The sequence below is a fragment of the Herbaspirillum seropedicae genome, assembly GCF_001040945.1.
Lineage (GTDB): Bacteria > Pseudomonadota > Gammaproteobacteria > Burkholderiales > Burkholderiaceae_D > Herbaspirillum > Herbaspirillum seropedicae.
In genome coordinates, this window is sequence record NZ_CP011930.1 from 832,425 (window position 1) to 847,484 (window position 15,060).

General features: G+C 64.2%; 12 protein-coding genes. 7 read left to right on the plus strand and 5 right to left on the minus strand.

Annotation, left to right across the window (positions count from 1 at the left end):
* Positions 1-3: 3 nt before the first annotated feature.
* The 5 genes from tagF to ACP92_RS03800 all read right to left on the minus strand — a co-directional run bounded on the left by tagF (position 4) and on the right by ACP92_RS03800 (position 7,646).
* Complete coding sequence (gene tagF / locus ACP92_RS03780) at positions 4-990, minus strand: type VI secretion system-associated protein TagF (RefSeq protein WP_013232793.1); 987 nt, start codon at positions 988-990, stop codon at positions 4-6.
* The gene (tssM, locus tag ACP92_RS03785) at positions 987-4,862 is read right to left on the minus strand and encodes a type VI secretion system membrane subunit TssM (RefSeq protein ID WP_013232794.1); all 3,876 of its coding nucleotides are present in this window, start codon (positions 4,860-4,862) and stop codon (positions 987-989) included. Before tssM ends, tagF begins: the two co-directional genes overlap by 4 nt.
* Positions 4,863-4,892: 30 nt before the next feature.
* Entirely contained in the window at positions 4,893-6,413 is a 1,521-nt protein-coding gene (locus tag ACP92_RS03790) for a hypothetical protein (protein ID WP_156181697.1), read from the minus strand.
* A gap of 45 nt (positions 6,414-6,458) precedes the next feature.
* Positions 6,459-6,716, minus strand: coding sequence for a PAAR domain-containing protein (locus ACP92_RS03795; protein WP_013232796.1), 258 nt, complete (start codon positions 6,714-6,716; stop codon positions 6,459-6,461).
* 90 nt (positions 6,717-6,806) lie between these two features.
* Positions 6,807-7,646: a M15 family metallopeptidase gene (locus ACP92_RS03800; RefSeq protein ID WP_013232797.1), complete on the minus strand. Its 840-nt coding sequence runs from the start codon at positions 7,644-7,646 to the stop codon at positions 6,807-6,809.
* 489 nt (positions 7,647-8,135) lie between these two features.
* Here ACP92_RS03800 and ACP92_RS03805 point away from each other — a divergent pair, with 489 nt between their 5' ends.
* The 7 genes from ACP92_RS03805 (at position 8,136) to ACP92_RS03835 (ending at position 14,948) form a co-directional block, all read left to right on the plus strand.
* Complete coding sequence (locus ACP92_RS03805) at positions 8,136-8,396, plus strand: hypothetical protein (protein WP_156181700.1); 261 nt, start codon at positions 8,136-8,138, stop codon at positions 8,394-8,396.
* Between the two features lie 70 nt (positions 8,397-8,466).
* On the plus strand, positions 8,467-9,366 hold the full coding sequence (locus tag ACP92_RS03810; RefSeq protein ID WP_232284897.1) for a hypothetical protein: 900 nt from the start codon (positions 8,467-8,469) through the stop codon (positions 9,364-9,366).
* A gap of 83 nt (positions 9,367-9,449) precedes the next feature.
* Entirely contained in the window at positions 9,450-12,398 is a 2,949-nt protein-coding gene (locus ACP92_RS03815; protein ID WP_013232799.1) for a type VI secretion system Vgr family protein, read from the plus strand.
* Complete coding sequence (locus ACP92_RS03820; RefSeq protein WP_013232800.1) at positions 12,395-13,333, plus strand: DUF4123 domain-containing protein; 939 nt, start codon at positions 12,395-12,397, stop codon at positions 13,331-13,333. The genes ACP92_RS03815 and ACP92_RS03820 overlap by 4 nt, the downstream gene beginning before the upstream one ends.
* The gene (locus tag ACP92_RS24170; protein ID WP_013232801.1) at positions 13,330-13,815 is read left to right on the plus strand and encodes a DUF3304 domain-containing protein; all 486 of its coding nucleotides are present in this window, start codon (positions 13,330-13,332) and stop codon (positions 13,813-13,815) included. The genes ACP92_RS03820 and ACP92_RS24170 overlap by 4 nt, the downstream gene beginning before the upstream one ends.
* 68 nt (positions 13,816-13,883) lie before the next feature.
* Complete coding sequence (locus tag ACP92_RS03830; RefSeq protein WP_041310149.1) at positions 13,884-14,327, plus strand: hypothetical protein; 444 nt, start codon at positions 13,884-13,886, stop codon at positions 14,325-14,327.
* Positions 14,328-14,450: 123 nt separating this feature from the next.
* The gene (locus ACP92_RS03835; RefSeq protein WP_013232803.1) at positions 14,451-14,948 is read left to right on the plus strand and encodes a DUF3304 domain-containing protein; all 498 of its coding nucleotides are present in this window, start codon (positions 14,451-14,453) and stop codon (positions 14,946-14,948) included.
* The last annotated feature ends 112 nt before the right edge of the window (positions 14,949-15,060 follow it).

The following is a 15,060-nucleotide window of genomic DNA, read 5'->3' on the forward strand; positions in this document are numbered from 1 at the left end:
GGTTCAGGCTCCGATGAAGGCTTCGCGGAATGAGTCGAGTGCCGATTTGAGCGACAGGCCGGGGTGCGAGAGATAGCTCGACAGCTTCTGGATGCCGTAGTCGCTGCTGACATGTTCTTCGATCCAGTCGGCCTGGTCGAAGGCGATGTTGTGCTCGGCTCCGGCCTGGCTGTCGAGCACCGAATGCAGGGTGCGCGGCGAGGCCCCGGAAAAGCCCAGGATCATGCTGGGCTGCTCATCGAGGATGGTGAGGAAGAGCGCCAGTTCGAAATCGGCACGGCTCAGGAAAGGCGTGATCAGGTTCATCCAGAAACTGGCCACCAGGGCGCGGTACATCGGGTCGCGCGGCAGCGGCAGGATCAGGTTCTTGTCCAGTCGGCTGGAGGTGCTGGCCATCACCGGTTGCAGCAGCAGCCCCAGGGCCAGCAGCAGCTGGCGCGGGGTGCCGGTGAAGCCGGCCTGCTCCAGCATCTGTTGCAGGCCGCCCAGCGTCTGCATGTCCAGGAAGTCGGCGAAGGCGGCGTTGTAGCCGGCGCTGTTGATGTCCAGCTCCAGCGTGGTCGTGGCCAGGGTCTGCAAGGGGGCGGCGGGGTCATTGGCGCTGAGCACGCCGTTGGTCAGCGTCTCCAGGCGCGTCCACAGGCGCGAGAGGATCAGCGGGCCGTTGCGCACGAAGGCGCCGGGATCCTCGACCTCGATGGCGCTCATCGAGATGAACGGGAAGCGCCGTTGCGACTGGTCGCTGCTGGCGCGCAGGTGGCCGGCGACGGCGCGGCGGCTGCGCGGGCCCATGACCACGAAATGCAGCGGCTTGACGCCGTCATAGATGATCTTCCAGCGCGGATCGCGCGCCAGCATTTCCATGGTCTGCGCCAGCCAGTTGTCCAGCAGCGTGATCAGGGAGGCGTTGTCGGTGGCCTTGATGAAATCGCCGCGCGTGGGGATCTTGCCGAAGTAGCCGACCTTGATGGGGGTGCCGGTTGCACTCATTGCTTGACCCCTGTAATGGTTGGTTGATTGTTGGACTGGGGGGCTGCAGCGTCGGTCGCCATCGGCTGCCCCGGCTGCATCGGCGCAGTGCCAGCGGCGCCGGCAGGAGCAGGGGCGAGGACGGGCGCAGGCGCTCCCCCAGCAATGGTCTCCGGCAGCTTCAGGCCGCGCAGGCTGGCGGTGCCGCGGGCAGGGCCGTTGGCGGTGCCTGAGACTTCGGCGCTGCTGATGATCTTCAGGTTGACCACCACGGTGACGCCCTCATTGGTCCAGGACAGCTCGAAGACGCCGTTGTCCTTGCGCTTGCGCTGGGCCGAGTTGATCAGGCGCTCCAGGCCGAAGCGGCCGGGCTGGCTGGCCACTTCGATGGTGCGGCCGTCGTAGGTCTGGGCCGTCACGCGGGCCCCTGGCGTACCCTGCGGATTGGGCCAGATGAAGTTGGTCCACTGCGCCTGGGTATTGCGGTAGCGCAGTTGCTGGCCGTCGATCTCGATGGTGTACTCCAGGGCACCGGGCGCGGGCTGCGGCTGGATCTGGAACACGGTCTGGGCGCTGTTGGCGCCGCCATTGGCATCGCCGCCGCCGCCCGGGGCGCTGATCCAGCTGGCGAAGTTGCTCGTAATGGCCGGTGACAGGTTAATGCCCATGTCCGCCCACTTGCGCGGCGACAGCGTATCGCCACGGCGCACCACCAGCGGACCCATGGCCGTGGTGACGAACTTGGAGATGGCGCCATTCTCGCCGAAGACGGTGCCGATCTCGCCGCTGTTGGCTTCGATTTTGGAATTGGGCGAGAACGGGTACTTGGCTGCCAGATTGCTCTGGAAGGGTTCGTACACCTGGGCGCGCCAGATCTTGTTGACCTCGCCTTCGGTCGGCCGCACCAGGGCGTTGAAGCCCTGCACCAGCGGACGCACCAGCAGCGGACGCAGCACGGTCTTCTGCTGGTCGTTCAGGCCGGGCAGCATTTCCTCGTCGACGAACTTGAGCGAATCGGACAGTTCGGAACCGTTGCCTTCCAGCGTCTGCTGCATCAGCTGCTTGGCGCCGGGGCCGGTATCGCCCTGGTTCTTGATGGTGTTGAGGCGGGTGCGCAGCTTGGACAGGTTGTCCAGATAAGTCTGCAGCAGCGATCCGTTCTTGTCCTTGCTCACCACCAGGCGCGCCACGCCGCTGAATTCGCGGCCGACTGGACCCATCGGGATGGCGGTCGTGCCATCGGCGTTGAACTGGGTCGGCGCGGGGGCAGGGGAGCGGCGCAGGATGGTTTCCTTGAACCAGCCCATGAAGCCGCTCTTGGCGTTGGCCAGGCCGGCGTCCACCAGCGAGGGATTGTCCCAGGAGGTCTCGTCATAGACGGTGTTGATGACCTTCTTCATCGGCGAGGTGATGGGATCGCCCAGGCGGTTCATGGCATTGGTGGCGTCGTCCAGGTTGCGCAGTTCGACGATGCTCACGCCCTGCAGGAATTTCTGCCATTCGCGCGCATATTCGGTCTTGTACTGCGTCACCAGGGCCTTCTGGATCTGCTCGGGGCTGCCTTCCAGCGTCAGGTCATCCTTGGCTGAGGTCTTGAGCACCCAGTCGGCGCTCTGCAGTTCCTTGTTGGCGGCTTCCTTGAAGGCTTCCTGGACGAATTTCTCCCAGGCGTCGCGGGTGAAGGTGCCGGGGATGGCATAGCTGCCCATGACCAGTTCGCGGTCCTTGTCGCCGACGATGCGCGCTACCGTCATGGAAGCAAAGCGGGTGGCGGCGCGGGCCTTGACGTCGGCGTACACGCGTTCGCGCGCGGGCATGCCGCGCACCACGCGGCGCAGGTTTTCGCGGGCCTGGTCCACCAGGGTCAGCTTGTTGTCGATGGTCGGCCAGGAAGGATCGTTGATCTGTTCCAGCGAGAAACTGATGAGGCGCTCGGCGCTGCGGATCATCTGTTCGCGCGGCATGGTGCCACGGTTGGTTTCCAGCCAGCCGCGCCAGAAGCGGGTGATCTGGTCGTTCAGATGGCTCGATTCGGCGCGCGACTTGTCGGCCAGCATCAGATAGGTCTTCAGGGCGTTATAGGCATCCTCGACGCTGGTGGCCGAGCTGTCCTTGTAGGTGCGCAGCGCGCTGGCGGCTTGCGCGCCATTGTCGGCCACTGGCGTGATGCCGCCCGATTGCGGCGGACGCGACATCGGCTCCAGGCGCGCGGCATTGGCGTTGACTTCCATCAGGTAGCTCTCGATGTTGCTGGCCACCGGCTTCAACATGATTTCCTTGATGCCGGAGAAGTATTCCTCGCGCAGCTTGCGTTCCAGCAGATCACCCTGGTAGAGACCCATGCCCACTGAGATGGGACGGCTGGCGCGGTAGCGGTCCAGCTGTTCGATGCGGTCCTGCAGGATTTCCAGCGCCTCGAAGCGCGATTGCAGGTCCAGGCGTTTTTCCTGCAGCTTGACGGCCTTGTCCATGTCGGCCTGCACATTGGCCAGCAGCTGGCGATTGCCCATGTAGGACCAGCTCCAGCCACCCAGCAGCACGCCCAGGATGGCGATGGCGGCGAAGAAGGTGGCATAGCGCATGCGGATCTTGGTGCGGCTGGTGTACTGCGCCACCAGCTGCTTGTCGGCGAAGATCACCTGCTTGAACAGGTTGTGCAGGAAGAAGCCGTGCTGGGAAAAGATCTCGCGTTGCGGCTTGTGTTCCAGCGCCAGTCCGAAGCGGTCGGCGATGCGTTGCGAAGAGGCGCTCACGGTGGCGCCTTCCTGCACGGCGCTGGTGAAATAGAAGCCGCGGAAGACCGGCTTGAACTGGAAGGGATTCTCTTCGAACAGCGTGGCCACGAAGGAGCGCAGCACGCCCTTGATCGAGGAAAACTCCAGCGGGAAGGTCAGCACGCCCGGGGCCATGTTTTCACCGCGCTTGACCGACATGCTGGCCAGGCTCATCTCCTTGAGGCCGGCGTAGAGCTCGTCGAAACGTTCATCGAAGAAGCTGACCACTTCCTGGCCGCTGCGCTTGCGGTCGTAGGCGAGGGTAGCGCCCCAGACGCGGTCACGCTCGCTGCGTTCGGTGTCGAGGAAGAATTCATTGAAGCCGGTGATCAGGTCGGCCTTGGTGAAGACCACATAGACCGGGGCGAACACTTCCAGCTTTTCAGTCAGCTCCTGCACGCGCTGGCGCAGGTTCTTGGCCAGGTTGATGGCGAATTCGGGACGGTTGCCGGTCAGTTCGGCGATGCTGACCGCGATGATGATGCCGTTGATCGGCGCTTGCTTGCGATAGCGCTTGAGCAGGCCCAGGAAGCTGAACCACTCGTTGCGGTCTTCTTCATAGACCGAATAGCGGCCGGCGGTATCGAGCAGGATGCCGTCGGTGGTGAAGAACCAGTCGCAGTTGCGGGTGCCGCCCACGCCGTGGACGATCTTGCCGCCCTTGTCGGCGAAGGGGAACTGCAATCCGGAATTGGCGATGGCGGTGCTCTTGCCGGCAGCGGGGTTGCCGATCACCATGTACCAGGGCAGCTCGTAGAGGGCGGCCGAACCGGACTTCTGCCCCAGCTTGGAGGTCTTGATGGTGTTGATCGCCTCCAGCATGCGGGTGCGCAGCGCGGCGACTTCTTCGCGCTGGGCGCCGTCGCTGCTGGCCGCCACCGACTGGGTGGCTTGCTGTTCCAGCACTTCGCCCAGCTTGCCGGCGGCGCGCCGCACCTTCCAGCGCCGGTACAGCCAGTATCCCAGCCAGCATAGCAGGGCGATGGCCAGGATCACGGCGGCCCAGGTCAGGGCCAGCTCCAGGGTGCTGGCGCCGATGAAGAGGAATGCGGCCAGGGCGGCGAAGCCGATGATGACCAGGGTGCGGGTATCGCTGAGGAAGTGCCAGAGTCGTTGCATGATGGTGGCGATTCTTGGTAAGAGTTATTTTTATGCGGTCGCAGCTGGGGCCGCCGTCGCTTCCGGGGTTGGCGTTGATACGGTGCTGGGGGAATCCTGGGGACGCACGACCATGGCCGCGCGTTCATGGGCGTGGTCATTGCTCACGCACAGCGCGGCCTGTCCCAATGCTTCGCTGGCGCTGTGGGCCAGCACCAGTGCGCTCATCACGGTGGCCGCGCCTGCCGCGCCGCAGCCGGCGCCCAGTTTCACGCACTGGCTGCCGAGATCGATCTCGGGCAGGCTGTCGTAGCCCATCTTCATGATTTCCTCGGTGCGGCTGCCACGATAATCGCTGTCGGTGGCCAATAGGCCGATGGCGGCGGGGGCGACGCCCGCGTCCTGTAGCGCGCCCTGCACCAGCCGGGAGAGGAATTCGCCCTCGATGCGGCCGGGCGCATCGGCTGACTTGTCCTTGCGACCGACCGCGGCGCGATGCAACAGCACCAGCGTATCGGCGCCCAGCGCAATGGCCTGGGTGGCGTCGGCCAGGATCAGCCCGGCAGCGCCCTCGCCGGGCGACTTGCCGGTATTGGCGCTGCTGCACAGCAGCTGTTGCTGCGTTTCCCATTCTTCGACGATGGCGTCGTCGAGGGAGGATTCGGCGGCCACGGCCACGGCCAGGTAAGGCGAGGTCAGCTGCGAGGTCGGTTGCTTGGCGTTGACGTCGCGGCTGGTGGCGATGAGACGATCCAGATGCAGCATGGGATGCACCGACTCTCCCGCAATCACCGGCAGCACCGTGATCTTTTCGCGCGGCCAGCCCTCCTGGGCCAGCAGGTCGCCCAGCCATTGCGCCGCCTGCAGGCGCTGCGCACCCTCCCAGCGCGCCGGCAGCAAGGCCAGCAGATGGACCTGCGGCAGGCCGACGGCCTCGCGCTGATGCGCAGGGGCCTCGAGATATTGGGTCAGGAAAGGATGGGCCAGCAGACGCTGACCCAGTTCGCGGGTGATGTCGGCCGCCAGCGCCAGGGTGCGCAGGTGGCCGGTCGCCAGGGTGGGGGCTTGGGCGGCTTCGGGGGACTGGGCTTCCAGCCAGGCGAGGTAGTCGGATTGGGCGCCTTCCACATCCAGCGCGCCGATCCGGCCGGCCAGGATGGGGAAGCCCTGGCGGTCAGTCAGTTCAGGGTCCAGATCCAGGCGGGCGTCCTGCTTCTGCAACTGGGAGAGCAGGGTGGCGGCGTCGTCGCCTTGCGGGGAGCGCAGGGCGCTGGCGGCGATGACCAGCGTCCAGTGTCGTTCGACATGGTGGGCCGGGGTGGCCGGCGCTTCAGGAGCGGGCGTCTGGGCAGCGGCGGCCTGGCGGGCGGCGGCCGCTGCGGCCAGGCTCAGGCGCAGCTTGCGCACGCCCCACACGAGCAGCAGGAAGCAGACCGGCAGCACCAGCAGGAAGAGGATGACATCGCTGATGTCCGGCATGTGGTTGGAGCCGGACCAGTAGGCGATGAACATCACCCAGGTCACTGCAAAAATAGCGCAGACGAACAGGCTGCGTTTGATCCATGTTCCCATCAGCATCCACCTTTTATTGTTCTTTGTGCCCTTGCCGCACTGCGTTCAAACGGAGGTCGTCGCCTGGCTTGCAATGAGCACTGCGCCGCAGGCGGTCTTGTCGCCATCGCGCGCCACGGGCGCGCCATCGATGATCATGGTCGGATCGCCGCTGGCGATGGTGGTGGAACCGTGTCTGGGGCAACTGACCTTGTCGCCAACCCGCGCCACCTGCTTGCCGCCGACCATGGTCACGCCGCTGGCTTGGATGACGGTGCCGCCGTGGGAGGTCTTGTCTCCGAGCACGATGACCGGCTGGCTCATTGCTGTTCCCCTTGTCGTTGTTGCATGTGATGACAACCTGATTCTCTTGCCGGCCCCGCCGTTGACGGCGGCGGGCCCGTGCAGAAAAAGTTATTTTTTCATGACGCCCGGGAGGCGATATTCGGTGTGGCCGAAGTCCATCAGTTTCCAGCGCCCGCCCCAGGTCAGTCCCACCGATTCGGCTACCTCTCCGTAGTGGCGGTAGGCTTCCATCGCCCATGGGTCCTTCTCGCTGATGACCAGCTTGCCATTGCGCACGAAGGCGCAGTCACCGGCCAGGCCATACTGGTGATAGCTCTGGAAGGCCGCCGCATTGGTGACGTTGCCACCCATGCCGGCCAGCATGTTCTGCCGTTCGGGACTGCGGTAACCCTCGATGAGCGCCATCTCGATACCGTATTTTTCTTTCATGATCTTGAAGACCAGAAGCAGGCGCTGCGCATATTCAGGATTGAGCAGCTGCCAGTTACGGCTGGCATCGACCAGCATCGGCCTGACCTGGACAACCTCTGCAGTGGTGAACATGTCCGGCGGCAGAGGAGGCGGTGGTACGAGTAGCTCGCCCTTCAAAAGTTCCGCGATCTGCGCATTGGCCACGCGATCGGCAGGCTCGAAGCCGCCGAGCATGGATTTGCCGCTTAACATAAAAGCAAGTATTGCCGGACCTATCAGTAACAGAAGGACAAGGCCGACGATCACGTAATTACCGCGTACGTAGCCGATGCTGGCGGAAAATGAATGCCTGATGCCCGAGGCAGTCCCGGCAAGGACGGCGTCGCCCTTCCTGTTCCAGCGGTCCCAGCGCTGCCTCAGGCTGGCCATGCGGCTGTTGAGGAAGGCCAGCGTGAGTTCTCTGCCCGACGGGAACAGCAGCAGCCACATGGCGAAGCAGGTGACGAGCAGGTAGAAGATGATTAGGAGGAACAGCACGACATCCCCTTTTTTATTCTGTCTTTATTCTGTCCACCGTAGCGCCGGAAGAAAACCTTGCGTAGGGCAGCGTATTTCTGGGCGAACGCCGATTGATCGGCAACGGCGGATTAACTATCAATTAATAACTATCTAATAGGGATTCGCCCTCTGCGTACCCCGTCATATCGCTAAGTATTTTGCATCACCCCGGAAGCCAGACAGTCAGTATCGGCAAGATCCCATTCATTTCAGGCTCCGACAGCTTGGCCACTGATGAAGTTCGCATGCGCCCTCCGATTTTGCGTGAAATCTGCTGGCTGGCTTATCTGCCTGACAACGATGGGGCGGCGGGCGTGGCCAACGGTCGCCCTGCAACCGGCTTGCGCGTCCTCTGCGGGTTTGACTCGCACTTGACTGAAAGGCAACAAAGTCCGTCGATGCTGTAATCACGTAACCGTGATGTACGTTGCTGCGGATGAGGTGCGCGGGAACTCTTGAGCATCGCTGATGTCCCTGCAAACACTTCATCGTGTTTTGAATGCATCGCTTGCGATGGCGATGATGCCAGCCATGCGGCTGGCGAGGAAGTGCAATGTGCGTGCATCACGGGACGTGAAAAAAGCATCAGCCATCCTGCAAGACGCTGTAAAGCGCAGCAGAACGGCGGGCGATAGGCAAAAAACGATCTCAAGGGAAAAATGCGGCATCTCTTTTTTCGTACTGGCCGCGCTCCTGCGGCAGTGGACGGAGGGTGGCGCAATCGCATGAACAAGCAGTAACAGGAAATCAATAAAAAATCCAACAACTCTTGCGAGTTGCATAACACAGGAGTACGGCCTTGCAGCCCCCGAAACAAGAGAAACCTGCATCCACCAGACCGAGCCTGCTGTCCGGTTCGGATACGCCCGGGGCGGACGAAGTTCGCATCCTCAATTCCATCTCGGATACCAAATCCTCCGGCCGCGCCAGCGTCCCTGCCGCGCGTGGCAAGGGCGGTCGTATCGCCGCCGTGGCCGTGCTGCTGCTGTTGCTGATCGGCGCCGGTGCGCTGGTGTTGAATGGCCGCTCCGAATCTGGCGCCCCCGTGGCGGCCGCGCCAGAGGCCAAGCCGGTCGCCCCGCTGGCGGCGGCCGAACCCAACCCCAACCCCAACTTGGCCTCGGCCGCGCCCTCGGCATCGACGCCGCCAGCGGCCAGCGCCGACACCGCAGTCATCAACGACACCGGTCCCGGTAGCGCCCAGCCTGAGCCGCCTGCCCCGCCTTCCAGCCAGGCCCAGCTGACCAATGCGCTGGAAGAAGGCGTCAAGCCTCCTCCCTCCACGCTGAAGAACGCCCTGGAAGCCAAGCCGGAAAAGCCGGAGAAGCCCGCCAAGCAGGCCGCCCGTGAAGAGAAAAGGAAGAAGGCCGCCGAGGCCAAGAATGACAGCGATGTCGATCTGATCAAGGCGCTGGTGGCGCGCACGCCGGAGGCGGACAGGAAGAGCCAGGCGCGCGACAGCGCAGCAGGCGCATCGAGCCGCAAGCTGGCCCAGGGCGATACGAGCGCCCCGGCCAAGCACGCAGGCGGCCGCAATGTGGACGTGGTCGAGCGCTCTGGCAAGGAGAGCACGGAATCCTTGCTGCAACGCTGCCATGCCCTTGGTTTCATCGAAGGCGAATTGTGTCGCTGGCGTATCTGTTCGGGCCGCTGGGATACCGATGCCGCCTGCAAGGTCGCCAATTCCAACCCCAACTGAAGCACCCCGACCCATCGCTGAACTGCCGTGCCGCGCCCGCTAGCCTGTTGGCCGCCGGGCGTCTTACTTAGAGCTTGTGACCCATGTCTGACCTGCTGACGCAACTGATGCAATTCACCGGTGCGAGTCGCCTTTACAGCCTCTCGCTGGGCGACGCCGCGCCCGCTGGCGAATTGCTGGTGGAGGCATTTGCCGCCTCGGAAGGGCTGCATGCGGTCGGGCTGCGCGAAGTCATCGTCCTGAGCCTGGACGCCGGGCTGCGCCTGAAGTCCTTGATCGGGCAGCGCGCCACCCTGGTGACGACCTTGTCCGATGGCAGCCGCACCCAGTTCTCGGGGCTGGTCAACGAGGCCGCCAAGCTCGGCAGTGAGGGCGGCCTGGCCCGTTATCGCTTGCGCATCGTGCCCTGGGTCTGGCTGCTCTCGCAGTCGCATAACAGCCGGGTGTGGCAGGACAAGACCGTCATCGACATCGTCGAAGATGTCTTTGCCGACTATGCGCCCCACGCCGCCTGGACCTGGACGGATGAGGTGGCGCCCTTCATGCAGCAGGTGCAGCCGCGCAGCTATACGATCCAGTACCGCGAAAGCAATCTGGCCTTCGTCAGCCGCCTGCTGGCCGCCGAGGGCCTGTCATGGCGCGTGGAGGAATCTGCCGACGCAGCATCCGGCCATCGGCTGGTGCTGTTCGCCGATTCGACTTCGCCGCGCGCCTTCCCCGAAGACCTCACCAGCACCAGTCCGCTCGGCGGCAGCGGCATCCGCTTCCACGCCGGTACCGCCCGCGAGGAGCAGGACAGCATCCAGGCGCTGGCCGCGCGCCGGGCCTTGCAGCCGGCCTCGTTCACCTTGCTGTCCTACGATTACAAGAGCAAGCAGGCGGTGGCCACCAGCCTGCCCACCCGTCACGAATTCGGCGGCAAGGACGCCCCCCGCCTGGAAAGCTATGACAGTCCAGGCCTGTATGCCTATACCGATGCGGCCGAGGCCGATCACTATGCCCGCCTGCACCTGGAGGCCAGTGAAGCCCGCAACAAGCTCTGGCAGGCGCGCAGCACCGTGCGCACCTTGCGTCCCGGCACGCGCTTTACGCTGGCCGACGGTCCGCTGGGCCTGTCCGCTGCGCAGGATGGCGCGCCCCGGCAATACGCCGTGCTGTCGGTGATGAGCGTGGGTGTCAACAATCTGCCCAAGGATGCGGCCGAAGGCCTGGCCGAACTGTTCGGCCCGATTCCACCCTTGCTGGAAGACTGCGTGGCCGCCTGCGAAGAAGGCCAGTCGCTGCTGCACGGCCAGTCCGGCCCGGACTCTCTGCAACTGCTGGGGCAGACCGACATTGCCGGGGTGATCGCGCAAGCCCGCCAGCTGGGGTATGCCAATGCCTTCGAGGCGATTCGCGCCGACGTGATCTGGCGCCCGGTGCTGGCCGATGGCACCGGCTTGCGCCTGCACGCGCGTGCCACCGCGCGCGGCAGCCAGAGCGCCATCGTGGTGGGGCCGCAGGGCGAGACCAGCGCCAGCAGCGCCGGCGAGATCCATTGCGACCGCCTGGGGCGTGTGCGCATCCGCTTCCACTGGCAGGGCCGCAACAATGACGCCGCTGCCACCTGCTGGGTGCGCGTGGCGCAACGCGCAGCCAGCGGTGGCGCGGGCATGCAGTTCCTTCCTCGCATCGGCCAGGAGGTGCTGGTGCAATTCATCGAGGACGATATCGATCGGCCCGTCATCGTCGGCGCGCTCTACAACGGCCGTGGCGAGGGCGCCGCTGCGCCCACGCCCGGCGGCGATACTGCGCAGGCCGGCAGCGACGATCCTGCCCGCGCCTTCACCAGCGCCACCGACCTGCAGGCCAGCGGCCAGGGCAACCTGGCCGGCGGCAATGCACCGACCTGGCACGGCGGCAGCCAGGACAGCGATGGCCACGGCAACACTGCCGCGCAATGGGGTATCCGCTCCAAGGAATTCGGCGGTTCGGGCTACAACCAGATCGTCTTCGACGATACCGATGCGCAAGGGCGCATCCAGCTCAAGACCACCCAGTCGGGCAGCGAGCTCAACCTCGGTCACCTGATCCACACCGCAGACAACTATCGCGGGAGCTTCCGTGGCACCGGCGCAGAGTTGCGTACCGATGCCTATGGCGCGCTGCGCGCTGGCGGCGGCATCCTGTTCTCCAGCTACAAGATCGAGCAGAACGCCGCCTCCCGTGACCCGGCCGGCGACAATGTCGGCGGCATGGCCTTGCTCAAGCAGGCCGCCTTGCTGGGCAAGACCTTCAACGAGGCCACGCTCACCCACAAGACGGTCGGCCTGGCCAGCCATCTGGGACCGACCCAGGCCAGCGCCAGCACCATCAACGACAGTGCCGCGCCGTTGGAAGCCATTCGCGTGGCGGCCTCCGGGATGGTCGATGGTTCGCCCGAGAACAGTGGCGCAGACGTGGCAGCGGCCAATACGCAAACCGGCGAGAGCAAGCTCCCGCACAGCACCGCGGCGCTGATCGGCATCGCGGCCAAGGAGGGATTGGGCGCCGTGGCCGGGCAGCACATGCAGCTGGCCAATGGCGAGACGGTCAATCTCCTCTCCGGCGCCGACAGCCAGCAGGTCGCCGGCAACCAGTATCGCTTGCGCAGCGGCCAGGCGCTGGGCGTGCTGGCCGGGGCGATGGCGGCAGGCGAGGGCGGCACTGGCTTGCAGATGATCGCCGCGCAGAAGAACATCGACGTACAGGCCCAGGCGGACGGACTCACCGTCCAGGCACGCGACCAGGTCCGCGTGATCAGCGCCAATGCCGGCGTAGACTGGGCCGCCGCCAAGAAGATCACGCTCTCCACCGCCGGCGGGGCCAACATCACCATCGAGGGTGGCAACATCACCGTGCAGTGTCCGGGCAAGCTGACCATTCATGCCGCCCAGAAGCTGTTCGCCGGCCCCGTGTCCAAGACGCTGCCCTTGCCCCAGATGCCCAATAGCGTCTGCAAGGACTGCATCCTCAATGCCATGAAGCAGGGTGCGCCGGGAGTGCTGGTATGAGCGCGGACCAGGGTGATCCGCTGGGCCTGCAGGCCTGGGCGCTGGAATGCGCTGACCGCGGCCATGGCGCCTATCTGCTGCTGGACAGCGCCCAGGCTGAAGGCAGCCATCTGAAGCTGCAGGCGATGCGGCTGCCCTATGCTTCGCTGTTCGACGGCAAGCGTGAAGAGGCGCTGCCCGAGATTGCCCCGCTGCTCATTAGCCTGTCCGGGCTGGATGCGCCGCGGCGCGAACGGCTGGCCTCATGGATATCTCAACTGGCCTTCAGCGCGCCGTGCCTGAGCTGGTATGAGAGCCCCTTGCCCTTGCAGGCCTTCGCAGCGCATCTGCGCAATTTCCACCAGGTGGGCCTCAGCGACGGCCAGGCCATGATGATGCGCTGGTACGATACGCGCATCCTGCCCATCTGGGCGCAGGCGCTGACGCCGGAACAACGTAGCTTGTTCACGGGCGGCATGTTCAGCATCGCCTATGTCGATCGCTTCGGCGAGGCCAAGACCATTCATCAGGCCAGCGAAGCCGGACCGCCGAGCGCGCCGCCGCCGCTGGATCAGCCGCTAGTGACACTGGATGATCAGCAGTTTGGCTTGCTGGTCGATGCGGGCGATCTGGATACCCTGGTCAATCATCTGAAATTCGTCATTCCGGACGAGACCCGCAAGCTCGCACCGCGCACGCTGCTGGACTTTGTCGCGAAGTATCAGCAAGAGGCCGTGGCGGCGGGTCTGGATGATATCGATCGCCAGGCCCAATATGTGCTGCTGGCGCTCTATACTTCCGGCCGTGGCACGGCGCATCCGTTGATGCAGGCGTTGATGGCCGATCCGCCTGCTTCCCTGGACGCTTACTATGAGGCCATCCAGGCCATGCCGGAAGAGGTGTGGGAAGCGGGGGCGCCGCTGTGGGAGCAGGAAGCGGCGAGCAGCGTGGAATGAAGGCTTTATCAGCGAAGGCGCGCGCCTCGATATCTGTCTTGCTGTTGCTGGCCATGCTCATCGGCTGCAAGGACGCAGAATCGCGCGGGGAGAACTATACGATGGATTTCGGGGCATACAACCATACCGACCACAGTATCGATGATTTCGAATTCCAGTTCAAAGGAGGCCAGCGTGCTGCCGGCGGCTTTGTCGGCAAGGGGGAGGGAGGCGGCGACATCTGCTGCGCTTCGGTCCCCATGCAATGGACACCGACGCTGACCGTGCAGGTGCGTGCCAGCTGGAAGGACGGCGCCGGCGTCGTGCAGGCCATTTCCCGGGAAGTGCCGCTGCCTCGATATGCCAGCAAGGACGCGGGACATCTCGATATCCATTTCCTGCGCAACGGTGAAGTCAAGGTCTTTGTCACGTCACTGGCGACCTGGCATCCGGATTATCCCTTGCAGGGCAAGGATGTCGAATTGAAGTCCGTCCTTCACTGAGCAGAGGGCCGATAAGGATGAACATTAAGGATGAACATGCTCCATACCGCCATGAGGGGAGAACGCGCATGTCGCATGAACACTGGATGAGGCGCACAGCATTGCTGCAGGCCGTGCTGGCAATGGGCTTGGCCCTGTTGCTGTGCCTGAGCACTTTCTCTGCCCGGGCACAGACCAACCCGGATCTGAAGGCCTTGGTAGATCATCTCAAGTTCGTCATTCCGGATGAAACCGCGCTGGTCGATCCGCAACAACTTGAGCGTTTCGTCGCGCAGTATCAGAAGCGCGCCGCCGCTGCTGGCCTGCGCGATATTGACCGCCAGACCGCCTACGTACTGGTCGCGCTGTACACCTCCGGCAAGGGCGTCGAGCGGCCGGAATTCAAGAAAGTGATGGAACATCCGCCCGCTTCTGCGGATGAGTTCAGTGACGCCATGATCGGACTGCCGCAGAGTGTGTACGATAGCGGCACGCCATTGTGGGATAACAGCGCCTATGCAAAAGGCCGATAGAAAAGCAGTGCCGCTGTGCGTCTCATGGTGTGCGCCTCCTCTTGATCGCATCACCAGGCGCACCGTCGAACCGCATCGACCGCTCGCGGCTGTCAACCTCGCCTTGGAAAGGCAACAAGAAAGATGATAAGAATTCCCCGGTTCAATCTCAGCGGGTTGCTGAGTATCGTGGCGCTGGCGATGTTGGCCATCGTCTCCGGTTGCAGCAATGCCGAAGCGCCTGCGGCCAGGATGACGCTCAACCTGGTGCCCTACAACCACATGACTGACGGCATTGCCAACTTCGATGTCCAGGTCAAAGGCGGTAGCAAGAGCGGTGGCGGATACCTCCATGCGGGCAGCGGCGGCGGCAGCATGATCTGCTGCGTTTCTATTCCCGAGAAATGGCAGCCTGGCCTGACGGCCAAGGTCACCGCTGAGGTCTACCGCAGTTCCGGCGAAAAGTACGACATTGCAAAGGAAGTCCCCATTCCCGAGTACACACGCGAACAGGCCGGGCACCTCTCTGTCCATTTCCTGCGCGATGGCGAGGTAAAGATATTCGTCACCCGTTATGCGCTCTGGCATCCCGACTATCCGCTCAAGGGCAGGGAGGCCGAGCTCAAACCTGCTGCCAGATAAACCAGGATAGATCAGGAGTCGTATCGTGAGCATGCTTTATACCGGGCGTCCGGTGCCCATCGACGGACACCGCAAGTTCTCCGCCAAGGAAGCCCTGCAGCGCGCCAAGGCC